Origin of the sequence: Streptomyces sp. NPDC006512 (assembly GCF_040611935.1) — a bacterium.
Lineage (GTDB): Bacteria > Actinomycetota > Actinomycetes > Streptomycetales > Streptomycetaceae > Streptomyces.
In genome coordinates this window covers 14612-41148 of record NZ_JBEXPG010000048.1, presented here as the reverse complement: position 1 = coordinate 41148, position 26537 = coordinate 14612, and the positions used below count along the sequence as shown (strand labels likewise).

At 71.3% G+C, this 26537-nt stretch carries 22 protein-coding genes and 1 tRNA gene; 9 read left to right on the top strand and 14 right to left on the bottom strand.

The features are described from left to right. Both ABZZ17_RS28505 and ABZZ17_RS28500 read right to left on the bottom strand, forming a co-directional pair. Complete coding sequence (locus ABZZ17_RS28505) at positions 1–759, bottom strand: helix-turn-helix domain-containing protein (protein WP_356880065.1); 759 nt, start codon at positions 757–759, stop codon at positions 1–3. A 128-nt stretch (positions 760–887) separates the two neighbouring features. Further along, positions 888–960, bottom strand: a tRNA-Leu gene (locus ABZZ17_RS28500). Between the two features lie 98 nt (positions 961–1058). Here ABZZ17_RS28500 and ABZZ17_RS28495 point away from each other — a divergent pair. Continuing rightward, a complete protein-coding gene (locus ABZZ17_RS28495; RefSeq protein WP_356880012.1) occupies positions 1059–1715 on the top strand; it encodes a response regulator in 657 nt (218 codons plus the stop codon). A gap of 84 nt (positions 1716–1799) precedes the next feature. On the opposite strand, the gene ABZZ17_RS28490 is transcribed toward ABZZ17_RS28495, so the two are convergent. The 8 genes from ABZZ17_RS28490 to ABZZ17_RS28455 all read right to left on the bottom strand — a co-directional run bounded on the left by ABZZ17_RS28490 (position 1800) and on the right by ABZZ17_RS28455 (position 11734). After that, positions 1800–2516, bottom strand: a complete 717-nt coding sequence (locus ABZZ17_RS28490) for an ABC transporter ATP-binding protein (protein ID WP_356880010.1) — start codon at positions 2514–2516, stop codon at positions 1800–1802. Next, positions 2513–3598 (bottom strand): ABC transporter ATP-binding protein, encoded by a 1086-nt coding sequence (locus ABZZ17_RS28485; RefSeq protein ID WP_356880008.1) that lies wholly within the window; start codon positions 3596–3598, stop codon positions 2513–2515. Before ABZZ17_RS28485 ends, ABZZ17_RS28490 begins: the two co-directional genes overlap by 4 nt. Positions 3599–3603: 5 nt before the next feature. After that, positions 3604–5421, bottom strand: coding sequence for a branched-chain amino acid ABC transporter permease (locus ABZZ17_RS28480; protein ID WP_356880063.1), 1818 nt, complete (start codon positions 5419–5421; stop codon positions 3604–3606). Positions 5422–5426: 5 nt separating this feature from the next. Continuing rightward, on the bottom strand, positions 5427–6359 hold the full coding sequence (locus ABZZ17_RS28475) for a branched-chain amino acid ABC transporter permease (protein WP_356880006.1): 933 nt from the start codon (positions 6357–6359) through the stop codon (positions 5427–5429). 113 nt (positions 6360–6472) lie between these two features. Further along, positions 6473–7708 carry a branched-chain amino acid ABC transporter substrate-binding protein gene (locus ABZZ17_RS28470; protein ID WP_356880004.1) on the bottom strand — a complete coding sequence of 412 codons (1236 nt, stop codon included), beginning with the start codon at positions 7706–7708 and terminating at the stop codon, positions 6473–6475. 543 nt (positions 7709–8251) lie between these two features. Next, the gene (locus tag ABZZ17_RS28465) at positions 8252–8659 is read right to left on the bottom strand and encodes a hypothetical protein (protein WP_356880002.1); all 408 of its coding nucleotides are present in this window, start codon (positions 8657–8659) and stop codon (positions 8252–8254) included. A gap of 277 nt (positions 8660–8936) precedes the next feature. Then, positions 8937–9410: a hotdog fold thioesterase gene (locus tag ABZZ17_RS28460; protein ID WP_356880000.1), complete on the bottom strand. Its 474-nt coding sequence runs from the start codon at positions 9408–9410 to the stop codon at positions 8937–8939. Positions 9411–9463: 53 nt separating this feature from the next. Then, entirely contained in the window at positions 9464–11734 is a 2271-nt protein-coding gene (locus ABZZ17_RS28455; RefSeq protein WP_356880061.1) for an FdhF/YdeP family oxidoreductase, read from the bottom strand. Positions 11735–12023: 289 nt separating this feature from the next. On the opposite strand from ABZZ17_RS28455, the gene polA reads away from it, so the two are divergent. Then, the gene (gene polA, locus ABZZ17_RS28450) at positions 12024–14747 is read left to right on the top strand and encodes a DNA polymerase I (RefSeq protein ID WP_356879998.1); all 2724 of its coding nucleotides are present in this window, start codon (positions 12024–12026) and stop codon (positions 14745–14747) included. A 78-nt stretch (positions 14748–14825) separates the two neighbouring features. Here the strand turns inward: polA and ABZZ17_RS28445 are convergent, their stop codons facing one another. Then, on the bottom strand, positions 14826–15677 hold the full coding sequence (locus ABZZ17_RS28445) for a DUF4184 family protein (protein ID WP_356879996.1): 852 nt from the start codon (positions 15675–15677) through the stop codon (positions 14826–14828). Positions 15678–15823: 146 nt separating this feature from the next. Here ABZZ17_RS28445 and ABZZ17_RS28440 point away from each other — a divergent pair, with 146 nt between their 5' ends. Continuing rightward, the gene (locus tag ABZZ17_RS28440) at positions 15824–17155 is read left to right on the top strand and encodes a lytic transglycosylase domain-containing protein (protein ID WP_356879994.1); all 1332 of its coding nucleotides are present in this window, start codon (positions 15824–15826) and stop codon (positions 17153–17155) included. A gap of 15 nt (positions 17156–17170) precedes the next feature. Here the strand turns inward: ABZZ17_RS28440 and ABZZ17_RS28435 are convergent, their stop codons facing one another. After that, positions 17171–17578 carry a DUF6234 family protein gene (locus ABZZ17_RS28435; protein WP_356879992.1) on the bottom strand — a complete coding sequence of 136 codons (408 nt, stop codon included), beginning with the start codon at positions 17576–17578 and terminating at the stop codon, positions 17171–17173. Between the two features lie 100 nt (positions 17579–17678). Between ABZZ17_RS28435 and ABZZ17_RS28430 the strand changes: the two genes are divergently transcribed. The 3 genes from ABZZ17_RS28430 (at position 17679) to ABZZ17_RS28420 (ending at position 19443) form a co-directional block, all read left to right on the top strand. Continuing rightward, on the top strand, positions 17679–18158 hold the full coding sequence (locus ABZZ17_RS28430; protein ID WP_356879990.1) for a DUF6193 family natural product biosynthesis protein: 480 nt from the start codon (positions 17679–17681) through the stop codon (positions 18156–18158). Positions 18159–18296: 138 nt separating this feature from the next. Continuing rightward, on the top strand, positions 18297–18437 hold the full coding sequence (locus ABZZ17_RS28425) for an SPW_0924 family protein (protein WP_356879988.1): 141 nt from the start codon (positions 18297–18299) through the stop codon (positions 18435–18437). 13 nt (positions 18438–18450) lie between these two features. Continuing rightward, a complete protein-coding gene (locus ABZZ17_RS28420) occupies positions 18451–19443 on the top strand; it encodes a DUF3068 domain-containing protein (RefSeq protein ID WP_356879986.1) in 993 nt (330 codons plus the stop codon). Here ABZZ17_RS28420 and hrpB read toward each other — a convergent pair. Then, the gene (gene hrpB / locus ABZZ17_RS28415; RefSeq protein WP_356879984.1) at positions 19433–21958 is read right to left on the bottom strand and encodes an ATP-dependent helicase HrpB; all 2526 of its coding nucleotides are present in this window, start codon (positions 21956–21958) and stop codon (positions 19433–19435) included. The genes ABZZ17_RS28420 and hrpB overlap by 11 nt on opposite strands. 4 nt (positions 21959–21962) lie before the next feature. Beyond that, complete coding sequence (locus tag ABZZ17_RS28410) at positions 21963–22811, bottom strand: class I SAM-dependent methyltransferase (RefSeq protein WP_356879982.1); 849 nt, start codon at positions 22809–22811, stop codon at positions 21963–21965. A 354-nt stretch (positions 22812–23165) separates the two neighbouring features. Between ABZZ17_RS28410 and rpsA the strand changes: the two genes are divergently transcribed. The 3 genes from rpsA to coaE all read left to right on the top strand — a co-directional run bounded on the left by rpsA (position 23166) and on the right by coaE (position 26518). Continuing rightward, positions 23166–24683 (top strand): 30S ribosomal protein S1, encoded by a 1518-nt coding sequence (rpsA, locus tag ABZZ17_RS28405; protein WP_356879980.1) that lies wholly within the window; start codon positions 23166–23168, stop codon positions 24681–24683. A 208-nt stretch (positions 24684–24891) separates the two neighbouring features. Then, positions 24892–25830, top strand: a complete 939-nt coding sequence (locus tag ABZZ17_RS28400; protein ID WP_356879978.1) for a PAC2 family protein — start codon at positions 24892–24894, stop codon at positions 25828–25830. A 58-nt stretch (positions 25831–25888) separates the two neighbouring features. Next, positions 25889–26518, top strand: coding sequence for a dephospho-CoA kinase (gene coaE, locus ABZZ17_RS28395; protein ID WP_356879976.1), 630 nt, complete (start codon positions 25889–25891; stop codon positions 26516–26518). Positions 26519–26537 lie beyond the last annotated feature (19 nt).

Genomic DNA, 26537 nt, shown 5'->3' with positions numbered 1-26537 from the left:
TCAGTGCTTCGGCCCCACATGGGCGTCCATCAACGCGACGGACGCCTTGCGGGCGATCGACACGTTGAAGGGGTCACTGCCCCGCGCGAGCACCGTCCACTCGACCCCCACCTTGGTGAGCGTGTCCGTACACAGCCGACGGATGTCGTCCGACTTGTTGGTGAAGAAGTACCGCGGGTACTCGTACCGCTTGCGCTCCCCGCCGACCATGCGGGTGGTCCAGTTCGTGATCCGGCACCCGTCGGAGTGGATCAGCCCCTTGATGAACTCCCAGGGGTACGCATCGACGATCTCCTGCTGCCACCCGTCGAGGATGATCCGCCGCTCGTGTTTCTTCCCCGGCCCGTGCTGCGGGAACAGGCACGTCCAGTGGTGCGTGTGGGACTTGACCTCTATGCAGCCCTTCCTCGCGCGGCGGCTCACGCGGGGCAGCGGCATGACGAGGCGCATCGCTTCCTCCGCCGCATCGACGAGGCCGCTCCAGGATGCGTCGCAGAAGATCGATAGATGGTGCTGCTTCGGCTTCGAGATGATGTGGCCGTCGCCGAGGTAGAGGCCCAAAAGGTAGGCGTACGCGCTCGGGTGGACGTCTCGGCCGGTACACGGTGGGCAGTCGGTCGGCGGGGAGTAGGTTTCGCCCCGGACTCTTCGGTCCTCGTGACGCCACCAGGCGACGGTTCCGCGCGGGATGCCGAATTGCTCGGCCACCGTGCGGTTGGGTATGCCCCTCCGGAGGAGGGCGACAGCTTCTTCGCGAATCGAAGGATTGTGCTCCACGCGCGAGAGTTTTGTCGGCGTTCGCCCGCTTGGCCGTAATTCGAAGTTTCGTTCACCAGGACGAGTGAAGATCGCCTAACCTCTTGGCGACCTTTAAATCGAAGGAGAAGTGCCCCGGGTCGGATTCGAACCGACGCTGAATGGGTTTTGAATCCATGGCCTCTACCGCTGGGCTACCGGGGCCCCTTCGAAACGAAGGATACCGAAGACCCTCCGTGTCACAAACATACAGGAGCTAGGTAGGCTCGGGGGAGCTGAATCGCATGCAACAAGGAGCCCCCGTGACCGCCGAGCACGAGTCGACGCCCACGCCCGACGCCGACCAGTCGCACGTTCCGCCGCTGACGACGCGCGTCGTCATCGCCGAGGACGAGGCGCTCATCCGTCTTGACCTCAAGGAGATGCTCGAAGAGGAGGGGTACTCCGTCGTCGGTGAGGCCGGGGACGGCCAGAAGGCCGTCGAGCTCGCCCGCGAGCACCGCCCCGACCTGGTGATCCTGGACGTGAAGATGCCGGTCCTGGACGGGATCTCCGCCGCCGAGAAGATCGCGGAGGAGTCCATCGCCCCCGTGCTGATGCTCACCGCGTTCTCGCAGCGCGACCTCGTCGAGCGGGCCCGGGACGCCGGCGCGATGGCGTACCTGGTGAAGCCGTTCAGCAAGAGCGACGTCGTGCCGGCCATCGAGATGGCCGTGTCCCGCTTCGCGGAGCTGAAGGCGCTGGAGAAGGAGGTCGCGGACCTCTCGCTGCGCCTGGAGACCCGCAAGCTGGTGGACCGCGCCAAGAGCATCCTGCAGACCCAGTACGGGCTGTCGGAGCCGGCCGCCTTCCGGTGGATCCAGAAGACGTCGATGGACCGCCGCATGTCGATGCAGCAGGTCGCCGAGGCGGTCATCGAGGACTCCGAGGAGAAGAAGGCGAACGCCGCCAAGGGCTGACCCCCGCGGATCGCCGCCCGGAACACGCGCGTGAGGCCCGTCTCCCCCCGAGGGGAGACGGGCCTCACGGCTTGGTGGGCGGGGTCAGTCCTCGCCGAGGTAGGCCTTGCGGACGTCCTCGTTGTGGAGAAGTTCCTGGCCGGTGCCCGAGAGCACGATCTTGCCGATTTCCATCACGTGCGCCCGGTCGGCCAGCGACAGGGCCGCCTGGGCGTTCTGCTCGACCAGCAGGATGGTGGTCCCGGTGGCCTTGAGTTCGGCGATGGTCGCCATGATCTTCTGCATCATCAGCGGGGACAGGCCCATGGAGGGCTCGTCCAGCATGAGGAGCTTCGGCTGGCACATGAGCGCGCGGCCCATGGCGAGCATCTGCTGCTCACCGCCGGAGAGGGTGCCTGCGGCCTGCTTGCGGCGCTCTCCCAGGATGGGGAAGAGGTCGTAGGCGCGCTGGATGTCCTTCTCGATGCCCTCCTTGTCGGTGCGCAGGAAGGCGCCGAGCTGGAGGTTTTCGGTGATCGTCAGCCGGGGGAAGATGTGGCGTCCCTCGGGGGAGTGGGCCAGCTTCATGGCGACGATCTTGTGGGCGGGTACGTTGGCCAGGGGCTGGCCGTCGAAGGTGATGTTGCCGCCGCTGGGCTTGAGGAGCCCGGAGAGGGTGCGCAGGGTGGTGGTCTTGCCGGCGCCGTTGGTGCCGACGAGGCAGACGATTTCGCCCTGGTTGACTTCGAAGGAGATTCCCTTGACGGCTTCGATCTTGCCGTAGGCGACCTTGAGGTCTTCGACCTTGAGCAGTGCGGTCACTTGGCCTCTCCCTCCGTGCGGGTGGTGCTGGTGGTGCCGTCCGTGTCCGCGTCCGGGGTGGGGGGCGCGTCTTCGTCCGTGTCCGTGGTGGTGTCTGCGTCGGCCTGGGTTTCCGGGGTGGCTTCGGCTTCGGCGGGGGCTTCGGCTTCGGCTTCGGCTTCGGCGGGAGCTTCCGCTTCCGTTTCCGCGTCGGCAGGAGCTTCGGCGGGGGCTTCGGCTTCGGTGGCCGTGGCTTCGGCGTGGGCTTCGGCGGCCTGGACCGCGGCGTCTTCTTCGGCGCCGGGGGCGCCTTCGAAGGGGGTGCCGAGGTAGGCGGCGATGACGCGTTCGTCGCCCTGGACTTCCGCGGCGGTGCCTTCGATGAGCTTTTCGCCCTGGACGAGGCAGGCGACGCGGTCGCACAGGTTGAAGATGAAGCGCATGTCGTGCTCGATGACGAGGACGGCGATGCCCATGTCGCGGATGGCGAAGATGAGTTCTTCGGCGGCGCGGGTTTCCTGGGGGTTCATGCCGGCGGTGGGCTCGTCCAGGAGGATGAGTCCGGGGTCGCTGGCGAGGGCGCGGGCGATTTCGAGCTTGCGCTGTTCGCCGTAGGGGAGGTTCTTCGCGAGGTGGCCGGCCTTGTGCTGGAGGCCGATGAACTCGAGGAGTTCCATGGCGCGGGCTTCGCTGGCGGCTTCGGCCTTCTTGAAGCCGGGGCCGCGCAGGAGGGCGGACCAGAGGCCTTCCTTGGTGCGGGTGTGGCGTCCGACGAGGACGTTTTCCAGCACGGTCATGTTGTGGAAGAGCCGGATGTTCTGGAAGGTGCGGGCGACGCCTGCTGCGGTGACCTTGTGGGGTGTGGGCGGCAGGACGGTGCCCTTGTAGGTGACGCTGCCCTCGGTGGGGACGTACAGGCCGGTGAGGCAGTTGAAGAAGGTGGTCTTGCCGGCGCCGTTGGGGCCGATGAGGCCGACGATCTCGCCTGCGTTGACCTTGAGGTCGACGCCCTTGACGGCGGTGAGGCCGCCGAAGCGCATGGTGACGCCGCTGGCTTCGAGGACGGTGGCCTTGGTGCTGGTGGTGGTGTCTGTGGTGGTCATGGTGTTCACGCCCCCGCCTTGGCGGTGGCCAGGTCCGTGGGGGCCTGGTCAGCGGTGTCGTCGTGGTACTCGAGCTGCGCGCGCTTGTTGGCGATGAGGCCTTCGGGGCGGAAGCGCATGAGCAGGATGAGGGCGATGCCGAAGGCGAGGAGCTGGTAGTCCTGGAGGAAGGCCAGCTTCGCCGGGATCAGGAAGAGGAGTGCGGCGCCGAGGATGGGGCCGCGGATGGTGCCCATGCCGCCGAGGATGACGGCGGCGAGGAGGAACGCGGAGTTCGGCGGGACGGGCCCGGCGAAGACGTAGTTCTCGGGGACGACCGTGCTGTTGACGTGTGCCTGGACGGTGCCGGCGAGGCCGGCGAGGGTGGCGCCGAGGGCGAAGGCGATGAGCTTGACCTTGAAGCCGTTGATGCCCATGGCTTCGGCGGCGGTTTCGTCTTCGCGGATGGCGACCCAGGCGCGGCCGATGCGGCTGTTGCCGGCTCGGGCGAAGACCAGGACGACTACGGCCATGACGAGGAGCATCAGGAAGTAGTAGTTGGCGTAGGCGCCGAGGACGATGCCGCCGACGGTGTGGGATTCCCCGAAGTTCCACCCGAAGAGTTCGAGGTGGGGGATGTTGGGGATGCCGTTGGGGCCGTTGGTGATGTCGGGGCCGGAGGTGCCGTCGAGGTTGCCCATGGCGATGCGGAAGATTTCTCCGAAGCCGAGGGTGACGATGGCGAGGTAGTCGCCGCGCAGGCGGAGGGTGGGTGCGCCGATGACCACGCCGAAGATGAGGGAGGCGAGGGCGCCGACGATGACCGCTGCCCAGAAGGGGAGGTGGATGCCGAAGGCGGAGGCGGTGCTTCCGGAGACCAGGGCGGCGGCGTAGGCGCCGACGCCGAGGAAGGCGACGTAGCCGAGGTCGAGGAGGCCGGCGAGGCCGACGACGACGTTGAGGCCGAGGGCGACGGTCGCGAAGATGAGGATGTTGACCGCGATGAGCGTGTAGGTGTCGCCGCTCTGCTGGATGAAGGGGAAGGCGATCGCGGCGGCCGCGGTGGCGATCAGGGTGACCTGGCGGTGCTTGCCGATGATCGCGGAGATGCGCTCGACGAGACCGGACGTGGAGAGTGCGGCTGCGACGAAGGCGACGATCAGCAGGTAGGCGAAGAAGAGCTGCGGTTCCTTGTCGTCGGTGTCGATGCCGTAGGTGACGACGAACAGGCCGATGGCGAAGGTGGCCGCGATGAGCAGGATTTCGGCCCAGGCGGGAAGCGTGCGGGCCTTGGGGAGCTTGCCTTCGCGGCGTCCGAGGCGGATGTGCCGGTAGAGGGCGTAGGGGCCGACGCCGATGATGACGGCGAGGAACCAGTTCCAGCGGGGCTGGTCTTCCACGGGCTTGCGGTCGAGGGGCAGGCCCAGGGCGCCGATGAAGGCGAGGATGACGCCGGCCGCTGCGACGTAACCGCCGGGTTCGAGGTTGGCGAGTCCGCCGAGCTCGACCGTGATGGCGATGAGCGTGAACAGGGTGGTGGCGAGGGCGCCGAACGCCGCGATCAGCGTGGGGTTGTTGCCGCCGGAGGGGTTCAGCCATCCGAGGCCGCGGATTCCGTAGCCGGTGGCGGCGAGGAGCAGGGTGAGTGCTCCGCCGACGATGGTGAGCATCTGGAGGCTGGCCGGGTACCCGTAGACGGTGAGGTCACCGGGGAACGCGGAGGTCCAGGTCCAGGCGAGGAACGCGGAGGCGATGGTGATGAGGGCGCCGAGGACGGTCAGGGCGCGTGCGGCGTTGGCCGGCAGGGGGATGACCGGGGAGGTTTCGGTGGTGTGGGTGGTCATGGTTCTCACGCCCGATCCGCGACGCGCTCGCCGAGCAGGCCTTGGGGCCGCACGAGGAGGACGACGATGAGGAGTACGAACGCCCAGACGTTGGACCAGGCTCCACCGCCGAGCTGCTGCATGCCGGGGATCTCTTCGATGTAGGCGATCGAGAGGGCTTCGGCGAGGCCGAGGACGACGCCGCCGACCATGGCTCCGTAGATGTTGCCGATGCCGCCGAGGACGGCTGCGGTGAACGCCTTGAGGCCGAGGATGAAGCCCATTTCGAAGTTGATCTGGCCCTTGTCGAGGCCGTAGGCGACGGCGGCGATGGCGGCGAACGCGGCACCGATGGCGAAGGCCATGACGATGATGCGGTCGGTGTTGATGCCCATCAGCTTGGCGGTGTCGGGGTCCTGCGCGGTGGCCTGCATGGCGCGGCCGCTGCGGCTCTTCGAGACGAAGACGCCGAGGGCGAGCATGCAGAGGGGGGCGAGGATGAGGACGAAGGCGTCAGCGCGCTGGATGGCGAGGCTGTCGGTGATCTTGAAGGCTTCGCCCTTGAACTCGGGGAAGCTGACTGCCTTCTTGGCGTCCGGGTAGAACTGCCAGACGAGCTGCTGGAGCGCGATCGAGAGGCCGATTGCGGTGATGAGGGGTGCGAGCCGGGGTGCGCTGCGCAGGGGACGGTATGCGAAGCGTTCGGCTCCCATGGCGACGAGGACGGAGACGAGGGAGCCTCCGATGATCATGACGGGTATCGCGATCAGCAGGGAGGTGCCGGTCGGGAGGATGGCGTAGGCGGTGAGCGCGCCGAAGCCGCCGATCATGAATATCTCGCCGTGGGCGAAGTTGATGAGCTGGACGATGCCGTAGACCATGGTGTACCCGATGGCGATGAGGCCATACAGGGCACCGAGGGCCAGGCCGTTGGCCAGCTGTTGCGGCAGTTCGTGCACCGCAGGGCCTCCGATGAGCGTGTCGGATAAGACTCCGCGCGAGGGCGCTGTTTGCGCCCTCGCGCGGTGGTGGGGTGGTTCAGGTGGTGCGGGTGGTGTGTGGTGCTAGGGGCTTACTGGTTGAAGGTGTCGCTCTTGACGTCGATCCACTTGCCGCCCTCGACCTTGTAGACCGTGAGCTGCTTGTTGGTGGTGTCGCCGTTCTCGTCGAAGGCGACCTTGCCGGTCACGCCTTCGAAGGAGACCTTGCCGAGTGCCTCGACGACCTTGGCGCGGGCGTCGGTGGGGAGCTTGCCGCCGTTGGCGGCGACGACGGCCTTGACGGCCTGGACGACGGACCAGCCGGCGTCGTAGGAGTAGCCGCCGTAGGCCGCGTAGGGGTCCTTGTAGCCGGCTGCCTGGTAGTCGGCGATGAAGGTCTTGGCGGTGGGGAGCTTCTCGACCGGGTAGCCGATGGAGGTGGAGAGGTCGCCTTCGTTGGCCTCACCGGAGGCGCTGATGAAGGCGGGGTCCTGGATGCCGTCGCCGCCCATGGTGGGGATGTTGGCGCCGGTCTTCTTGATCTGGTCGGCGAGGAGGCCGCCCTCGGGGTACTGGCCGCCGAAGTAGACGGAGTCGGCGCCGGAGGACTTGACCTTGTCGGCGGTGGAGGAGAAGTCGGTCTCCTTCACGGTGACGTGGTCGGTGCCGACGACCTCGCCGCCGAGCTTCTTGAACTCGTCGGAGAAGATCGCGGCGAGGCCGGCGCCGTAGGTCTGCTTGTCGTCGACGACGAAGACCTTCTTCTTGCCGGCGTCCTTGAAGAGGTACTGGGCGGCGAACTTGCCCTGGACCACGTCGGTGGCGGCGGTGCGGAAGTAGGTCTTGAAGGGGCGCTTGATCTCGCCCTTGCCCCAGTTGTCGCCCTGGCTGAGCGCGGGGTTGGTGTTGGCGGGGGAGACCTGCGCCAGGTTGGCGGAGGCGAAGACGCCCTGCATCTGCTGGGCGACGCCGGAGTTCAGGGGGCCGACGACGCCGAGGACGTCCTTGTTGCCGACGAGCTTGGTGGCGTTGGCCTGGCCGGAGGCGGGGACGGCCTGGTCGTCGAGGGCCTCGACCTTGAACTCGATGCCCGGGACCTCGTTGTTCTTGTTGGCCGTTTTGGCCGCGAGGTCGACGGAGTTCTTGATGCCCTGGCCGAGGGCCGAGAGGGAGCCGGTGAGGGGTGCGTCCACGCCGATGACGACGACGGTCTTCTTGCCGTCGGCGTTGTTGTCGGTGGAGCCTCCGTCGCGCGATCCGCAAGCGGTGAGGGTCAGTGCTCCCGTGGTGATCACGGTGGTGAGGACGAGCAAAGAACGGTGTCGCACGATTCTTCCTTTCCCTGGCGCGGCGCCCTCTTGTCGAGGTGCCGTTAGGTCGCCGGGCCGCACTGGGAGGTACACGGCCGTGCTGATTCGCGCCCGGCGGCGCGGTGACTGGCCGTGACTCTAGGCCCGAGGTGGCGAGCACGGGGAGCCGGGAAAGGAGGATGTGACGCTCTTGTTATGCCAAGGGCAAGAATGCGTGGTGGGAGTGTGGACAGATCGGGCGTTAAGCAACGTCGGGGAATGACCACATGCTGAGAAATACCTGTTCCCCTAAGGGGCTTGAGGCCCTCATGCTCCTGTCTCTGATCAAATTCGGCCGAATGTGGCGGTGAGTGTCCGAAAGAATCCGGGGGGTCGCTTTCCTTGGGGGGAAAGGGTGGATTCCGTATGGCGTGGGTAATACAGAGCGTGACGATCCGCTGTGGTCCGCTCCGGGTGGTTCGATCTTGCTGCGGCCGGCCGCGAACCCGCGACCTGCGGTTCGGCGGTACGGGGGCACCTGCCCGGAAGCCGGACAGCGCGCGCGGATTCCGGTGACCCGGCTCACGTCGGCGGCCGCCAGTTCTCGGAGCTGCCCGTGGCTCCGTCCCGCTCGGCGCAGCGCTGCGCCACGAGCCGGTCGATCAGCTCAAGTGCCTTGTCCTGTCCGGCCGTTCGCTCCTCGGCGCGACCTGCGGCGACGGCTTCCTCGTGGATCTCGTACTGCTCGTTGGACAGGCCCTTCTGCTCCCAGTCCAGGCCGGACCACTTGCTGCCCTTGAGGGTCTCCTTCGCCCAGTAGGACACCAGGCTCGTGCAGACCTGTGCGGGTGAGGAGGGGCGGGGGGCCGGGCTCGTGACCGTGTCCGGCGGTGGTGCGGGTGGGGCGGAACGGGTGCATCCGGTCAGGGTGAGTGCCGCGAGGAGGGCGGCGGATCCGTACCGGGCCGCGGTGGCTGGCTGGGTCCCCATGAGGGGACGGTAAGCGGTCACCATCGGTGACACAACAGCGGTGGAGCCCCTGTGTGCGGACTGGCGGATTCCGGGCGGTTGCCGGGATCCGCGGGTCCGGATCCGGCGCACGGTCCGGCGGACGGGCCGGGCGCGGGCGCGGGGTGCGGGCCGTGGCGCGGGGGCGCGTGCGCCCGTACGCGCCGCCCCCGGCGGGCGCCGGTTCCCGGCAGCGGCGCGGGCCCGGAGCCGCCGGGAGGGGCGGGTCCGGGCCCGCGGGAGGGTCCGTGCGGCGGGGTCAGGCCCCGGCGGTGCCCGGGTCGGCGTCGCGGAGCAGGCAGGTCAGGCGGGCGGTGCATACGCGCCGGTCCTGCTCGTCGGAGATCACGACCTCGTAGGTGGCGGTGGAGCGGCCCCGGTGGACGGGGGTGGCGACGCCGGTGACGGTGCCGGAGCGCACGCCCCGGTGGTGGGTGCAGTTCAGGTCGACGCCGACGGCGACCTTGGTGATGCCGCCGTGCATCATCGCGCCGACGGACCCGAGGGTCTCGGCGAGTACCGCGGAGGCTCCGCCGTGGAGGAGTCCGTAGGGCTGGGTGTTGCCCTTGACGGGCATGGTGGCGACGACCCGCTCGGCCGAGGCCTCCAGGATCTGGATCTCCATCCGGCGGCCGAGGTCGCCCGCCGAGAACAGCGCGGGCAGGTCTATGCCCAGGGCCGCGTACTCGTCGAGGACCTCCTGCGGGAACTTCACGCTGTGCTGCTCGCCCATGGGCCGGCTCCGTTCGTCAACGATCGTTAACCATTGTGTCGTGGCTCGTTCTATCAGGCCGGTTCGAAGCGCACGACGACGGACTTGCTCGCGGGGGTGTTGCTGGTGTCGGCGGTGGAGTCGAGGGGGACCAGCACGTTGGTCTCGGGGTAGTAGGCGGCGGCGCAGCCGCGTGCGGTGGGGTAGTGCACGACGCGGAAGCCGGGGGCGCGGCGTTCCACGCCGTCCTTCCACTCGCTGACGAGGTCGGTGTAGGAGCCGTCGGCGAGGCCGAGCTCGGCGGCGTCGTCGGGGTTGACCATGACGACGCGGCGGCCGCCGGTGATGCCGCGGTAGCGGTCGTCGAGGCCGTAGATGGTGGTGTTGTACTGGTCGTGGCTGCGCAGGGTCTGCAGGAGCAGCCGGCCGGGCGGCAGGTGCGGGTACTCGACGGGTGCGGCGGTGAAGTTGGCCTTGCCGGTCTTGGTGGGGAAGCGGCGTTCGTCGCGGGGGGCGTGGGGGAGCCGGAAGCCGCCGGGGTGGGCGATGCGGGTGTTGAAGTCCTCGAAGCCGGGGATGACGCGGGCGATCCGGTCGCGGACGGCGGCGTAGTCCGCTTCGAACTCCTCCCACGGGGTGGCGGAGGCGGCGCCGAGGACGGCGCGGGCCATGCGGGCCACGATGGCGGGTTCGGAGAGCAGGTGCGGGGAGGCGGGGGCGAGGTTGCCGCGGGAGGCGTGGACCATGCCCATGGAGTCCTCGACGGTGACGAACTGCTTGCCGCTCGCCTGGACGTCCTTGTCGGTGCGGCCGAGGGTGGGCAGGATCAGCGCGCGCCGGCCGGTGACCGCGTGGGAGCGGTTGAGTTTGGTGGAGACGTGCACGGTCAGGGAGGCGCGGCGGATCGCGGCCTCGGTGACCTCGGTGTCGGGGGTGGCGCCGACGAAGTTGCCGCCCATGGCGAAGAGGACCTTGGCCTCGCCGTCGCGCAGGGCCTGGATGGAGCGGACGACGTCGAAGCCGTGGCCGCGGGGCGAGGTGATGCCGAACTCGCGGTCGAGGGCGTCGAGGAAGGCGGGTGCGGGGCGTTCGAAGATGCCCATGGTGCGGTCGCCCTGGACGTTGGAGTGGCCGCGTACGGGGCAGACGCCGGAGCCGGGGCGGCCGATGTCGCCGCGCAGCAGGAGCAGGTTGACGACCTCGCGGATGGTGGCGACGGCGTGTTTGTGCTGGGTGAGGCCCATGGCCCAGCAGACGATGGTCCGCCGGGAGGCGAGGACCATGGCGAGGGCGGCTTCGATGTCGGGGCGGGTGAGTCCGGTCGCGGTGAGGGTCTCGGCCCAGTCGGCTTCCTTGGCGGCGGCCGCGAACTCCTCGTATCCGTGGGTGTGTTCGCGGATGAAGTCCTCGTCGGTGGTGCCTTCGGCCTCGATGACGAGTTTGTTGAGGAGGCGGAAGAGGGCCTGGTCGCCGCCGATGCGGATCTGGAGGAACAGGTCGTTGAGGGCGGTGCCCTTGAGCATGCCGAGGGGGGTCTGGGGGTTCTTGAAGCGTTCCAGGCCGGCTTCGGGCAGCGGGTTCACCGAGATGATCTTCGCGCCGGCGGACTTGGCCTTCTCCAGGGCGGAGAGCATGCGCGGGTGGTTGGTGCCCGGGTTCTGTCCGGCGACGATGATCAGGTCGGCCTGGTGGAGGTCTTCGAGGGAGACGCTGCCCTTGCCGATCCCTATGGTCTCGTTCAGCGCGGAGCCCGAGGACTCGTGGCACATGTTGGAGCAGTCGGGCAGGTTGTTGGTGCCGAACTCGCGGGCGAAGAGCTGGAAGAGGAACGCGGCCTCGTTGCTGGTGCGGCCGGAGGTGTAGAAGAGGGCCTCGTCGGGGGAGGCGAGGGCGGTCAGTTCCTCCGCGATGATCGCGAAGGCCCGGTCCCAGGTGACGGGCTCGTACCGGTCGCCGCCTTCCGGCAGGAGCATCGGCTCGGTGATCCGGCCCTGCTGGCCCAGCCAGTAGCCGGAGCGCTCCGCGAGGTCGGCGAGGGGGTGCGCGGCGAAGAACGCGGGGGTGACCCGGCGCAGCGTGGCCTCCTCGGCGACGGCCTTGGCGCCGTTCTCGCAGAATTCGGCCGCGTGCCGGTGGTCGCCCTCGGGCCAAGCGCAGCCGGGGCAGTCGAAGCCGTTCTTCTGGTTGACCTTGAGGAGGGTCCGGGCGGTGCGGGCGAGGCCCATCTGTGCCTGCGCGACCTTCAGCGTGTGGCCGATCGCCGGCAGGCCCGCGGCGGCCTGCTTCGGCGGCGTGACCTGCGGCGCGTCCTGCACCGGATCACCTTTGGGCGGCTTGGTCGCCATGGCGCTCCCCTTCGAGCGTGCGTACGGGTGCAGCGCGTGTGGCCGCATCTTCGATCCTTTCACGGCCTCGGGGAACGGGGGAGGGCGGTCGGGGGCGGCCGGGCCGGGACGGGGTGCGCCGGGGGCGGCCGGTGGGGCGGATGCGCCTGAGGGGGCGGGGTGGGCGCCGGATTTTCCGGGGTGGGGGCCCGGTCTGCCGGGGCGGGGGCCGTCCGGCGCGGTGCGCGGGGGCGGGCACCGGGTATCGCCGTCGCCGGATTTGTCAGCGGGGGCGCCTAGGATCGGGGGCGTGGCAGATTCAGCATCGAAGAAGACCGACCAGACGACCGCAGCGGACCGCCCCCGCCTGATGCTCATGGACGGGCACTCCCTGGCGTACCGGGCGTTCTTCGCGCTGCCGGCGGAGAACTTCACGACCGCGACGGGCCAGCCGACGAACGCCATCTACGGCTTCGCGTCGATGCTGGCGAACACGCTGCGCGACGAGGCGCCCACGCACTTCGCGGTGGCCTTCGACGTCTCGCGCAAGACGTGGCGTTCGACGGAGTTCCCCGAGTACAAGGCGAACCGTTCGAAGACCCCCGACGAGTTCAAGGGGCAGGTCGAGCTGATCGGCGAGCTCCTCGACGCGATGAAGGTGCCGCGGTTCGCGGTGGACGGCTTCGAGGCCGACGACGTGATCGCGACGCTGGCGACGCAGGCGGAGGCCGCCGGCTTCGACGTCCTGATCGTCACCGGTGACCGCGACTCCTTCCAGCTGGTCTCCGCGCACACGACGGTGCTGTACCCGACCAAGGGCGTCTCCGAGCTGACCCGGTTCACCCCGGAGAAGGTCGAGGAGAAGTACGGGCTCACCCCGCAGCAGTACCCGGACTTCGCGGCGCTGCGCGGTGACCCGTCGGACAACCTGCCGGGCATCCCGGGCGTCGGCGAGAAGACGGCCGCCAAGTGGATCACCCAGTTCGGGTCGTTCGCGGAGCTCGTGGAGCGGGCGGACGAGGTCAAGGGCAAGGCCGGGCAGAACTTCCGGGACCACCTGGAGGCCGTCAAGCTCAACCGGGTCCTGACCGAGATGGTCAAGGACGTGGAGCTGGCGAAGGGCCCCGCCGACCTGGCCCGCGCGCCGTACGACCGGTCCGCGGTGACCGGGGTGCTGGACGTGCTGGAGATCCGCAACGCCTCGCTGCGCGAGCGGCTGCTGGCCGTGGACCCGGGCGCGGCCGAGGAGGAGGCGGCGCCGGCCCCGGTGGCGGCCGTGGAACTGGACGGTTCGGTCCTGGGCGCGGGCGAGCTGGCGCCGTGGCTGAAGAGCCACGGGGCGGGCCCGCTGGGCGTGTCCACCGTGGACAGCTGGGCACTGGGTCAGGGCAACGTCAGCGAGATCGCCCTGGCGGCGGCCGGCGGGGCGGCGGCCTGGTTCGACCCGTCCGCCCTGGACGAGGCCGACGAGAAGGCCTTCGCGGCCTGGGCGGCCGACGCGAAGAAGCCCAAGGTCGTGCACAACGCCAAGGGCCTCATGCGGGTCTTCCCCGAGCACGGCTGGACCCTGGCCGGGGTCACCATGGACACCGCGCTCGCCGCCTACCTCGTCAAGCCGGGCCGGCGGTCCTTCGCGCTGGACGTCCTGTCGATGGAGTACCTGCACCGGGAGCTGGCGCCCGCCGCCGCGGACGGCCAGCTGGCCTTCGGCGCCGACGAGAGCGCCGAGGCGGACGCGCTGATGGCGCAGGCCCGCGCGGTCCTGGACCTCGGCGACGCCTTCACGGCCAAGCTGGAGGAGGTCGGTGCGACGGAGCTGCTCCACGGCATGGAGCTGCCGACCTCCGAGCTGCTGGCCCGGCTGGAGCGGGCGGGCATCGCCGCCGACCGGGACCACCTGGAAGGCATGGAGCAGCAGTTCGCCGGAGCCGTGCAGCAGGCGGTGAAGGAGGCGCACGCGGCGGTCGGGCACGAGTTCAACCTCGGGTCGCCCAAGCAGCTGCAGGAGGTGTTCTTCGGCGAGCTGGACCTGCCGAAGACGAAGAAGACCAAGACCGGCTACACCACCGACGCGGACGCGCTGGCCTGGCTGGCCACGCAGACCGACCACGAACTCCCGGTGATCATGCTGCGGCACCGGGAGCAGGCCAAGCTGCGCGTGACCGTCGAGGGTCTGGTCAAGTCGGTCGCCGCCGACGGCCGGGTCCACACCAGCTTCAGCCAGACCGTCGCCGCGACCGGCCGGCTGTCCTCCACCGACCCGAACCTGCAGAACGTGCCGGTGCGCACCGACGAGGGCCGGGCGATCCGCCGCGGTTTCGTCGTCGGCGAGGGCTACGAGTCGCTGATGACCGCCGACTACAGCCAGATCGAGCTGCGGGTCATGGCGCACCTCTCCGAGGACGAGGGCCTGATCGAGGCGTTCGCCACCGGCGAGGACCTGCACACCACCGTCGCCTCCCAGGTGTTCGGGGTCGAACGTTCCCAGGTCGACGCGGAGATGCGCCGCAAGATCAAGGCCATGTCCTACGGGCTGGCGTACGGGCTCTCCGCGTTCGGTCTCGCCCAGCAGCTGAACATCGAGCCCGCCGAGGCCCGCGGCCTGATGGAAACGTTCTTCGAGCGGTTCGGCGGGGTCCGCGAGTACCTCCAGCGGGTGGTGGACGAGGCGCGGGCCACGGGCTACACGGCGACCGTGTTCGGGCGCCGCCGCTACCTGCCCGACCTGAACAGCGACAACCGTCAGCGCCGCGAGGCCGCCGAGCGGATGGCGCTGAACGCTCCGATCCAGGGCACCGCCGCCGACATCGTCAAGGTGGCCATGCTCCGCGTCGACAAGGCCATCTCGGAGGCCGGCCTGAAGTCGCGGATGCTGCTCCAGGTCCACGACGAAATCGTCCTGGAGATCGCGCCCGGCGAGCGCGCGCGGGTCGAGGAACTGGTCCGCCGGGAGATGGGCGCCGCCGTGGACCTCCGCGCCGCACTCGACGTCTCCGTGGGCGTGGGCCCCGACTGGGAGTCCGCCGCGCACTGACGCGCGCACGTCGCCACGACCGCCCGCCCCCTGCCCGTGCCGGAGGGGGCGGGCGGTCGTGCGTGCGGAGGTGACGGCTCAGGCGGCGACGCGAGCGCGGGCTTCGTCGTCGGTGTTCCGGGGGCGGTCGTGGCGGTGGCGGAGCCGGACGAGGGCGCCGTAGAGGAGGAGGCCCACGGCGAGACCGCCGCCGGCGCCGAAGCAGACGGTGGGGATGATGTCGAGCGGCGAGCGGATCCGGTCGAAGAACGTGTAGAAGCGGACCACCCGCATCGTCACCCCCGCGGCCACGCACAGGGCGACGAGCGCGAGGGCGCCCAGCACCTCGGCGCGGCCGAGCACCGGCACGGAAGCCGGGGCCGGACCGTCGGGCAGCCGCCGCAGGCCGGTCACCGTGAACCAGAGCAGGGCGCAGGCGGCGGCCGCCGACGAGCCGTACTGGAGGTAGGAGTAGAGGGGCAGGCCGAAGGCGAGCGGTTCGCCCAGCTCCGGGAGCGCGTTCGTGCCCCAGCGGTCCAGGTGCGTGAAGCTGTCCCACACGACGTGGGTGAGGGAACCGGCCACCGCCGACAGGTAGAACCACAGGGCGAGGGACGGCAGCCGCCGCCCGCGCCAGGGTTCACCGCGGACGAAGGCGTGGACGCGGCCCTGCCGCCGGCGCGGCAGCAGGGCGGTCAGCGGCTCCCGCAGCAGCAGCCAGTACGCGGCGAGGACGGCGGTCAGGGCGGCGTCCGCGGTGAGCACGCCCACCAGGGAATGCGTGAACGTGCCGTAGCCCATCACGCCCTCGACGATCGCGTCCATGAAGTAGAAGGTGTCCGGCGCGAAGGACCCCAGGACCAGTGCCGAAGCCACCAGGGGCCCCCGCGCCCGCCCGGTGCGGCGCACGGCCGGAAGTACGGCAGCCGCGTGGCTGAGAGTGAACGGCACGGCGCTTCTCCTCGGATCCGGATGTCGGGACAGTATGCGTGACCTGCGCAGGACGTGGGGATGTGGTGAAATCCGGGCCGCTGTTCGTGCCCTGTGAAGGGAGTTGACGTAGGGTCACGCGGACGTCTAGGGGAGGGGTCCGGCTCATGTCGGCTCGAATATTCGGACGCAGGCTGCGCAGGGGCGGGCTCGCCGCGGTGGTCTCGGCGCTGGTCGTCGCCGCGGTGACCGCCTCGCAGGGCCCGAACGGCGACGACACCGGACGGATGACCGCGGCGGGGGAGGACGGCGCACGGCCCCGGCCGTCCGCGGCCGGATCCGGCGGCGACTCCGCCTACTTCACCGAACTGCCGCCCCTGGTGAGCCCCCTGCCCCCCGCCGTCGTGCTCCCGGTGGACGACGCGCCCCCGGCCGCCGCCGCACCGGCCCCGGCCTCGGCCGAGGTCCCGCGCACCGAACCCGTCGCCGCCGTCGCGGGCGCGCAGGGGATACCGGCGAGCGTGCTCGCCGCGTACCGGAAGGCCGAGCAGGAGGTGGCGGCGAGCGACCCCGGGTGCGGGCTGCGCTGGCAGCTCCTCGCCGCCATCGGCAAGGTCGAGTCGGGACAGGCGGGCGGCGGACGGGTGGACTCCGCCGGGACAACGCTGCGTCCGATCCTCGGGCCCGTCCTCGACGGCAACGGCTTCGCGAACATCTCCGACACCGACGGCGGCGCCTACGACGGAGACTCCCGCTACGACCGGGCCGTCGGCCCGATGCAGTTCATCCCCTCCACCTGGGCGTCCTGGGGCCAGGACGCCGACGGCGACGGACGGCGCAACCCGAACAACATCCACGACGCGGCCCTGGCCGCCGGGCGCTACCTGTGCGCGGGCACCCGGGACCTGCGGATCCCGGCCGACCTGGACCGGGCCGTGCTCTCGTACAACCAGTCCACGGAGTACCTGCGGACGGTGCGGTCCTGGTTCTCGTACTACCTCGCGGGCGCGCACGAGGTCCCCGACGGCACGGGCCCCGGTACCGGCCCCGGCACGGGTACGGGTATCCCGGCCGGGCAGCCCGGCACGAAGCCGGCCCCCGGCCCGGTGACCACCCCGAGCCCGAAGCCGAGCCCCACCCCGGACCCGAAGCCGACCCCGGAGCCGACACCGAGTCCGAAGCCGACGCCCACGCCGACCCCGACGCCGACTCCGACCCCGACTCCCACGCCTACTCCGACTCCCACTCCGACCCCTACCCCCACGCCGACTCCCACCCCCACGCCGACTCCCACCCCCACGCCGACTCCCACCCCGACGGGGAGCCCCACGCCGGCGCCGAGCCCGACCCCGACGCCGACCCCGACGCCGAAGCCCAGTGCGAGTCCGACCGCCAGTGCCCGGCCCACCACCCCCGCCCCGAGCCCCTCGGCCCCGGGCCCCACCTCCTCGGGCAAGCCCGGCCCGGCGCCCTCCGCGAGTCCGAGCGGTACCCGGTAGGCGCGGGCACCGGCGTCAGCCGTTGCACCAGGGCGCGGACGGCGACGTGAGGCAGGGGCTCGGCGGGGGCGGGGTGTCCTCGCGCACCTGGTAGTACGCCGCGGCCACGATCAGGGTCACGGTCCCCATGGCCATGACCGCCTGCGTCGTCGCCGTCACCCCCGCCCCCCGACGGGAGGCGCGCAGCCCCGACCGCGCCATCAACACCACCAGCACCCCGGCGCCCACCAGGTAGCCCCACACCGGGTGGGTGCTCGGCGGGTTGTCGGGGTTCAAGTCGAACCCGGACAGCGCCCATACGACGAACAGCAGGGCCAGCGCGAGGAGTTCGACGAGGATCAGGCCGAACGCCGTGGCGATGTCGGCGGGCAGGCTCCGGGGCCGCTCCGCGCCGTCGGGTGGGTCATGCGCACCGGTGGTCATGCCGCCACCCTGCCCGGCCCGGGCGGCCGGGGCATGAGTACGGGTACTCACCTGCTCGCCACCCCTGGTCAGGGGCGGTGACCGCCGCCACACTGGCGCGATGAACGAGAACGTTGACGCCCCCGTGGGCGAAAGACCGCTCCTGCCCCGGCCCGTCCTGCCCGATGCGGCGGCCGCGCGCCGGCGGGGACCGGCGGAGTTCGTCGAGGTGAGCTGGCAGCGGCTCCTGCTGAGCTGGCGGGCCATGCGCGACCACCAGCTGGAGCGCCGCCCCGACCGCCCGTACCCGCCGATCGTCCCGCTCCTGGAAGCCGCGTACGCGCAGCCGAGCCTGCGCGTGCTCCACCCCTTCACCAGCCACCACAGCCTGAACCTCAGCAGCTGCACCGAGTTCCCGTACCTCGTGCAGGTCCCGGCCGTGGACCCGCTGCCCGACGGCCGGTTCCGGGTCCGCCTCCCGCGCAGCGCCGGCGTGATCGCCCTGGTCGACACCGCCGAGGAGGCCGTCGCCCTCGTCGTGGAGCACATGCCGCCCGGGCTCGGCCCCGCGGTCAGCCGCGCCGACGTCCAGGACGGCTGACGGGGCGGGCCGCGGTCCCCGCCCCCGCGCGGACCGCGGCCGCCCCCCGCGCTCCCCGCACCAGACGGTTCTCATCTCACCCCCGCATTGCTACGGTGCCCCATCTCTGACGCCCTATCAGATTTCGGAGGCCCCGGCATGCGCGCACTCGTCGCCGCCGCCATCGGGCTGGCCGCCGCGCTCGCCCTCGTCCTCGCCGTCACGGCGGCAGGGGTGCCGGAGGGCAAGACCTCGCCCAAGCCGCTGCTCACCACCGCGCCCCCCGCGCCCGGAAAGTAGAGGAGGCCCGGCCATGCGACGCAGAGCGAGCCTCGTCCTGCTTGCCCTCGCCGTGTTCTGCGCGGCCCTCGCACCACTGCTGCGCTGGTACGCGTACCCGCGGCTCGCCAAGATCCCGCCCGACCGGTACCAGGAGATGGTGCTGGAGGCGAAGGACGCGACCCTCATCGACTACAACGACGGCATGAAGCCCAAGAAGGTGGACAAGGTCACCATCGTCCAGACCCTCAAGGGCAACGTCGAGGCCTCGAAGGAGATCGAGGCCGACGCCGGCAAGGACGTCGTGGTCTGGGACACCCTGTCGTACATCATCGGCCCGGACGGGAAGATGGTCTCCCAGATCCCCGAGCGCTACATCTTCGACGCCCACACCCAGGACCCGGTGCACGCCACCGGCGAGATGGTCGACGGGGACCCGGTCACGCGCCAGGGCATCGAGTTCAAGTGGCCCTTCTTCACCGAACCGCGCGACTACCTCTACTTCGACGCGCAGACCCGCTCCTCCTCGCCGATCCACTACGTCGGCCCGCGCACCTACCGGGGCATGGAGGTCTACTACTTCGAACAGACCGTGCCCTGGACCAAGGTCCCCATGCCGAAGAAGATGCCCATCGAGGGCATCGACCCGGCGACGATCGAACAGACCACCGGAACCAGCCTCTGGTACACGGTCAAGGCGATGTTCTGGGTCGACCCGGTCACCGGCGCACCCGTCAACGCCGAGCAGGTTATCCAGCAGGAGATGCGCGGCGGGATCGCGGCCGGCGGCCCCGACGGCAAGCTCACCGCCTTCGCCGGACACGTCAAGATGCGCGCCGACTACGCCGACCACACCCTCGACCTCGTCCGCTCCAACCGTACGAAGGTCCTCGCCCTGCACACCTACGCCCCGGCCGGCCTCGCCGTCGGCGCCCTCGGCCTCCTCGGCCTCGCCCTCTGGCTGGAAGCCCGCGGCCGCCGCGAACGGCAGCGGACCCCGCAGCCGCCCGGAGCGCTCAGCGCCTGAGCCGGGCGTTCGTGTGCCGGGTCGGCTCGGCGGTCGCCGGGTCCTCCGGCCACGGGTGCTTCGGGTACCGGCCCCGCAGCTCCGCCCGCACCGCGCGGTAACCGCCCTGCCAGAACGAGGCGAGATCGGCGGTCACCGCGGCGGGCCGGCCCGCCGGCGACAGCAGGTGGACGAGTACGGGAACCCCCGCCACCCGGGGCGTCTCGGCCAGCCCGAACAGCTCCTGGAGCTTCACCGCGAGCACCGGCTGCTCACCGGAGTAGTCGACGCGGATCCGGGAACCGCTCGGCACCTGGATCCGCTCGGGAGCCAGCTCGTCGAGCCGGCCCGCCTCCCCGGTGGCCCACGGCAGCAGCCGGTTCAGGGCCTGCCCGGCATCGATGCGGCCCAGGTCGGCCCGGCGGCGCGCCCGGGACAGCTCGGGCTCCAGCCAGTCGTCGGCCCGCTCCACCAGGGCCGCGTCACCGGCCACGTCGGGCCAGCCGCCGCCCAGCGCACGGTGCAGGAAACCCAGCCGGGCCCGCAGCGCCCGCGCGTCCTCGGACCAGCGCAGCAGGCCCAGGCCCTCCGCGCGCAGCCCGTCGAGCAGGGCGGCCCGCACGAGCGCCGGATCAGGAGCGCGCAGGGGACGTACGGCCAGCTCGACGGCGCCGAGGCGCTGCGCGGTGCGGGCGATCAGGTCCCCGTCCTCCCAGCGGACCTCCTCGCCCTCGGTGAGCAGGTGCGCGGCGGCGGTCCGCGCGGTGTCCTCGTCGATCACGGCCGCCATCCGGACGCGGGCCGACGCCGAGTGCGGCGGCCGGTCGGCGACGGCGACCGCCAGCCACGGGGCCTGGCGCAGGCCCGAGCCGTCGCCGAGCTCCGCCCCGGTCCCGGAGGCCATCAGGAAGGCCCCCGCGCCCTTGGCCTTCGCCACCCGCTCCGGAAACGCCAGGGCGGCGACGAGCCCGGCGGCGCCGTCGTCGGGCACAGCGCCGGTTGCGGGAACGGGCGGCGCGGGGGAGGACCCCGCGGGGTCGCGCACGGCGCGCTCCAGGCGGACGGCCTCCGCGCGCCAGCGGCCCGCGTAGCCGTCACCGCCGCGCCGGGCCGCCCGCCAGGCCCCGGCCAGGTCGTCCCCGTACTCCCGCGGCGGCTCCTCGCTCAGCAGCGCCACCACCTCCGCGGCCCGCCGCGCTCCCAGCGCCGCCGAACCGTCCAGCAGGGCCCGCGCCAGCCGCGGGTGCAGGCCCAGCCGGGCCATCCGCAGCCCGCGCGGCGTCGGCCGGCCGGCGCCGTCCACCGCGCCGACGGCGAGCAGCACCTCCCGCGCCGCGGCCATCGCACCGGCCGGCGGCGGGTCCAGCAGGGCCAGCCCGGACGCCTCCGGATCGCCCCAGCAGGCGGCCTGCAGCGCGAACTGCGCCAGGTCCGCGATCCGGATCTCCGGGGAGGGGAAGGACGCCAGCCGCGCGTCCTCGGCCTGCTCCCAGCACCGGTACACCACCCCCGGCGCCTCCCGGCCGGCACGGCCCGCCCGCTGGCGGCCCGCCGCGCGGGACGCCCGTACGGTCGCCAGCGCGCCCAGCCCCCGCGCGTGGTCCACCCGCGGCTCGCGGGCCAGCCCTGAGTCCACGACCACCCGTACGCCCGGCACGGTCAGGCTCGACTCCGCCACCGCCGTGGAGAGGATCACCCGGCGGTGGTCCGCCGGGGTCAGCGCCGCGTCCTGCACGGCCGCCGGAGCCCGGCCGTGGACCTGGAGCACCTCCGCGTCCACCCCGCCCAGCTGCCCCGCGACCCGGGCGATCTCGCCCACCCCGGGCAGGAAGCACAGCACGTCGCCGGAACGTTCCGCCAGCGCCCGCCGCACCACCGACGCCACGTGCGTCAGCTGCGCCGGGTCCACCCGCATCCCGTGCGGCGGCCGCACCGGCCGCGGCGGCGGCGCCCACACCGTCTCCACCGGGTACGCGACCCCGGCGGCCTCCACCACCGGCGCGTCCCCCAGCAGCCGGGCCCAGCCGGCCGCGTCCGTCGTCGCCGAAGCCGCGACCAGGCGCAGCTCCGGGCGCAGGGTTTCGCGTACGTCCAGGAGGAAGGCGGCGACGGTGTCGGCGTCCAGGTGCCGCTCGTGGCACTCGTCCAGGACCACCACGTCCGTGCCGGCCAGCTCCTGGTCCCGCTGGAGCCGCTGGAGCAGCACCCCGGTCGTGACGACCTCCAGCACGGTCCCGGAGCCGGCCACCCGCTCCCCGCGCACGGTGAAGCCCACCGACCCGCCGGGCCGCTCGCCCAGCAGCCAGGCCATCCGCCGCGCCGCCGCCCGGGCGGCGATCCGGCGGGGCTCGGCGACCACGACCCGGCGCCGGGGGCCGCCGCCCACCAGCCCGGCCAGCACCAGCGGCACCAGCGTGGTCTTGCCGGTGCCGGGCGGGGCGCACAGCACGGCGGTGCCGCGGGCGTCCAGTGCCGAGACGAGGGCGGGCACGGCCTCCCGTACGGGAAGGGCGTCGAGGTCGGCCTGGCGGATCAAGGGGTCAGTCCCTCTCGCACACGAAGATCGCGGTACCGGGGATGAGGTTGCCGCGCAGCGGGGACCAGCCGCCCCACTCCTGGGCGTTCCACTCGGGCCACTCCGGTTCGACGAGGTCGACGAGGCGGAAGCCGCCCGCGACCACGTCCCGGACCCGGTCGCCGACCGTGCGGTGGTGCTCGACGTAGACGGCGTTGCCGTCCTCGTCCTGCTCCACGTACGGGGTCCGGTCGAAGTAGGACGCGGCGACGGACAGTCCCTCCGGGCCGGGCTCGTCGGGGAAGGCCCAGCGGATCGGATGGGTGATGGAGAAGACCCAGCGGCCGCCGGGGCGCAGGACGCGGCGCACCTCGCGCATGACGTTCACCGGGTCGGCGACGAAGGGGACCGCCCCGTAGGCGGAGCAGGCCAGGTCGAAGGAGCCGTCGCGGAAGGGCAGCCTCCCGGCGTCGGCCTCGACCAGGGGTACGTCGTCGCCGATGCGCAGGGCGTGCTGGAGCTGGCGGTGCGAGAGGTCCAGGGCCACCGGGCGGGCGCCCCGGGAGGCGAGCCAGCGGGAGCACTGGGCGGCGCCGGCGCCGATCTCCAGGACGTCCTTGCCCTTGAGGGAGGCCGCCGGGCCGAGCAGGGCCGCCTCCGCCTCGTCCAGTCCCTCGGGGCCCCACACGAAGCGGTCGTCGCCCAGGAACGCGCCGTGCTCGCTCTGGTAGTCGTCGGCGTTGCGGTCCCACCAGCCGCGGCTCGCGCGGCTGCTCTCGGCCTCCCCGGCGTCACGCCGGGTGGCCTGCGCGTCGTCCTCGGCGGCGGAGCCGGCCTCGTGCGCGTCTTCGTGGGCGTAGTCCTCTTGGTTCATGGGGCCCGTCGTCGTAGTCTGCGAGTGGCTCGGGAAATCGTCGCCGATCGCCCATCGGGGCTTCTGCGCCCACGATTTGTGCCGGTTGTGCGGTGATCTGCCCGGGGTGTGCGCCTTCGCGCATTGACCCTGTCCGGCTGCCCCCGTATGCTACAAGTTGCGCTGCGAGCCTGTGCTCCTCAGACCTAGCAGGCTGCGCTTGCATCTGTTGAATGTCCCCTCGGTTTTCGAGGCCCTCCCCCTCTGGGGATTCTGGGCTTCTTTGGCTGTCCGGCTTCTTCGGCAGATGCCGATAAGGGCTCCCGGCGTAGCAGTACCTACGACTTTCTGTCCGTAACCGGAGCCCTTTCCCACATGACGAGCAGCACCGAGACCACCGCCACCACCCCTCCGCAGGTAGCGGTCAACGACATCGGTAACGCGGAAGCCTTCCTGGCCGCGATCGACGAGACGATCAAGTACTTCAACGACGGCGACATCGTCGACGGCGTCATCGTGAAGGTCGACCGGGACGAGGTCCTGCTCGACATCGGTTACAAGACCGAAGGCGTGATCCCGAGCCGCGAGCTCTCGATCAAGCACGACGTCGACCCGAACGAGGTCGTCAAGGTCGGCGACGAGATCGAGGCCCTGGTTCTCCAGAAGGAGGACAAGGAAGGCCGTCTGATCCTGTCCAAGAAGCGCGCTCAGTACGAGCGTGCCTGGGGCACGATCGAGAAGATCAAGGAAGAAGACGGCATCGTCACCGGTACCGTCATCGAGGTCGTCAAGGGTGGTCTCATCCTCGACATCGGCCTCCGCGGCTTCCTGCCGGCCTCTCTCGTCGAGATGCGTCGCGTCCGCGACCTCCAGCCCTACGTGGGCAAGGAGCTCGAGGCGAAGATCATCGAGCTGGACAAGAACCGCAACAACGTGGTCCTGTCCCGCCGCGCCTGGCTCGAGCAGACCCAGTCCGAGGTTCGCCAGACGTTCCTCACCACCCTGCAGAAGGGTCAGGTCCGCTCCGGCGTCGTCTCCTCGATCGTCAACTTCGGTGCCTTCGTGGACCTGGGTGGCGTCGACGGTCTCGTGCACGTCTCCGAGCTGTCCTGGAAGCACATCGACCACCCCTCCGAGGTTGTCGAGGTCGGCCAGGAAGTCACCGTCGAGGTCCTCGACGTCGACATGGACCGCGAGCGCGTCTCCCTGTCGCTGAAGGCGACGCAGGAAGACCCGTGGCAGCAGTTCGCCCGGACCCACCAGATCGGCCAGGTCGTCCCGGGTAAGGTCACCAAGCTGGTTCCGTTCGGTGCGTTCGTCCGCGTGGACGAGGGCATCGAGGGTCTGGTCCACATCTCCGAGCTGGCCGAGCGCCACGTGGAGATCCCGGAGCAGGTCGTCCAGGTCAACGACGAGATCTTCGTCAAGGTCATCGACATCGACCTCGAGCGTCGCCGGATCTCGCTGTCCCTGAAGCAGGCCAACGAGTCCTTCGGTGCCGACCCGGCGTCGGTCGAGTTCGACCCGACCCTGTACGGCATGGCCGCGTCCTACGACGACCAGGGCAACTACATCTACCCCGAGGGCTTCGACCCCGAGACCAACGACTGGCTCGAGGGCTTCGACACCCAGCGCGAGACGTGGGAGCGCCAGTACGCCGAGGCGCAGGTCCGCTTCGAGCAGCACCAGGCTCAGGTCATCAAGAGCCGCGAGGCCGACGAGGCCGCCGCTGCCGAGGGCGCTGCCGCCCCGGCCGCCGGTGGCAACGCCGGTGGCGGCGCCAGCCTCTCCGGTGGTTCGTACTCCTCGGAGTCGGACGAGACCTCGGGCGCCCTGGCGTCCGACGAGGCCCTGGCCGCGCTCCGCGAGAAGCTGGCCGGCGGCCAGAGCTGATCGCAGCGCGCATCACACTCCGGTGTGAGCCGAGCTGAGACCGACGGAAAGGCCCGTCCCCTCCGGGGGGCGGGCCTTTCCGCGTTCCCGGCTCCGCCGCGTCCCCGAGGCCACCGGGCCGCGTCACCGGACAGGGCGTCAACTGGGGAATGCGGCCGCCCCCTTGGACGTTCTTGCCAGAGAACGCGGCGAGGGAGGAATGGTGACAGTGCTTGATCCACAGGGTTTGTACGAATGGGACGCCAAGGGCCTGGCGGTGGCCGACCTGGCGCTGGCCCAGGACTCGGCCGGACTGGTCATGCTCTACCACTTCGAGGGGTACATCGACGCGGGGGAGGCCGGGGAGCAGATCGTCGAGCGGCTCCTGGAGACCCTGCCCCACCAGGTCGTGGCCCGCTTCGACGCGGACCGGCTCGTGGACTACCGGGCCCGCCGCCCGCTGCTGACCTTCCAGCGCGACCACTGGACGGAGTTCGAGGAACCCCGGCTGGAAGTCCGGCTCGTCCAGGACGCCACCGGCGCACCCTTCCTGCTGCTCTCCGGCCCCGAGCCGGACGTGGAGTGGGAGCGGTTCGCCGTCGCCGTCCGGCAGATCGTCGAGCGGCTCGGCGTCCGGCTCTCGGTCAACTTCCACGGCATCCCCATGGGAGTCCCGCACACCCGGCCCGTCGGCATCACCCCGCACGGCAACCGGACCGACCTGATGCCCGGACACCGCAGCCCCTTCGACGAGGCGCAGGTACCGGGCAGCGCGGAATCGCTCGTCGAGTTCCGCCTCGGCCAGTCCGGGCACGACGTCCTCGGCGTCGCCGCGCACGTACCGCACTACGTCGCCCGCTCCCCGTACCCGGACGCGGCGCTGACCGCGCTGGAGGCGATCACCGCCGCGACCGGGCTGGTCCTGCCGGCCGTCGCGCACGCCCTGCGGACCGAGGCGCACCGTACGCAGACCGAGATCGACCGGCAGATCCGCGAGGGGGACGAGGAGCTCGTCGCCCTGGTCCAGGGGCTGGAGCACCAGTACGACGCCGCCGCCGGGGCCGAGACCCGCGGCAACATGATCGCCGAACCGGCCGAGATCCCCTCGGCGGACGAGATCGGCCGCGAGTTCGAGCGGTTCCTCGCGGAACGCGAGGGCGAGCAGTAGGAACGGGAGCCCAGGGGGGCCTGGTCCGGCCGGACCGGCACCCCCTAGGCTGCCGACCATGCTGAAAGTGGGCCTGACAGGCGGAATCGGTGCCGGCAAGAGCGAGGTCTCGCGGCTGCTCGCGGGGTACGGGGCGGTCGTCGTCGACGCCGACCGGATCGCGCGGGAGGTCGTGGAGCCCGGTACGCCCGGCCTCGCGGCCGTGGTGGCGGCCTTCGGGGAGTCCGTACTCACCCCGGACGGCGCGCTCGACCGGCCCGTACTCGGAGCCCTCGTCTTCGGCGACCCGGCGAAGCTCCGCACGCTGAACGCGATCGTGCACCCCCTGGTCGGGGCCCGCTCCGCCGAGCTGGAAGCGGCGGCGGGGCCCGACGCGATCGTCGTGCACGACGTACCGCTGCTCACGGAGAACGGCCTGGCCCCCCTGTACGACCTGGTCGTGGTCGTGGACGCCTCGCCCGGAACCCAGCTGGCCCGGCTGACCGGCCCGCGCGGGATGACCGAGGAGGACGCCCGGGCCCGGATGGCCGCGCAGGCCACTCGCGAGCAGCGGCTGGCGGTGGCCACCCTCGTGATCGACAACGACGGACCGCTGGAGGCGCTGGAGCCCCAGGTCCGCAAGGTGTGGGAACAGCTGGCCGAGCGGGCTGCCGCGGGCGCCGGCGGCGCGGACGGCGTCGGCGCCTGACGGGTCCGGCGCGCACGCG

Coding starts and splice junctions, on each gene's coding strand:
- ABZZ17_RS28420 (WP_356879986.1), top strand. CDS start 18,451: ATGCGACGCAGAGCGAGCCTCGTCCTGCTTGCCCTCGCCGTGTTCTGC.
- ABZZ17_RS28460 (WP_356880000.1), bottom strand. CDS start 9,410: ATGGGCGAGCAGCACAGCGTGAAGTTCCCGCAGGAGGTCCTCGACGAG.
- ABZZ17_RS28410 (WP_356879982.1), bottom strand. CDS start 22,811: ATGAACCAAGAGGACTACGCCCACGAAGACGCGCACGAGGCCGGCTCC.
- ABZZ17_RS28480 (WP_356880063.1), bottom strand. CDS start 5,421: ATGACCACCCACACCACCGAAACCTCCCCGGTCATCCCCCTGCCGGCC.
- ABZZ17_RS28430 (WP_356879990.1), top strand. CDS start 17,679: ATGAACGAGAACGTTGACGCCCCCGTGGGCGAAAGACCGCTCCTGCCC.
- ABZZ17_RS28485 (WP_356880008.1), bottom strand. CDS start 3,598: ATGACCACCACAGACACCACCACCAGCACCAAGGCCACCGTCCTCGAA.
- ABZZ17_RS28425 (WP_356879988.1), top strand. CDS start 18,297: ATGCGCGCACTCGTCGCCGCCGCCATCGGGCTGGCCGCCGCGCTCGCC.
- ABZZ17_RS28455 (WP_356880061.1), bottom strand. CDS start 11,734: ATGGCGACCAAGCCGCCCAAAGGTGATCCGGTGCAGGACGCGCCGCAG.
- ABZZ17_RS28440 (WP_356879994.1), top strand. CDS start 15,824: ATGTCGGCTCGAATATTCGGACGCAGGCTGCGCAGGGGCGGGCTCGCC.
- ABZZ17_RS28435 (WP_356879992.1), bottom strand. CDS start 17,578: ATGACCACCGGTGCGCATGACCCACCCGACGGCGCGGAGCGGCCCCGG.
- coaE (WP_356879976.1), top strand. CDS start 25,889: ATGCTGAAAGTGGGCCTGACAGGCGGAATCGGTGCCGGCAAGAGCGAG.
- ABZZ17_RS28465 (WP_356880002.1), bottom strand. CDS start 8,659: ATGGGGACCCAGCCAGCCACCGCGGCCCGGTACGGATCCGCCGCCCTC.
- rpsA (WP_356879980.1), top strand. CDS start 23,166: ATGACGAGCAGCACCGAGACCACCGCCACCACCCCTCCGCAGGTAGCG.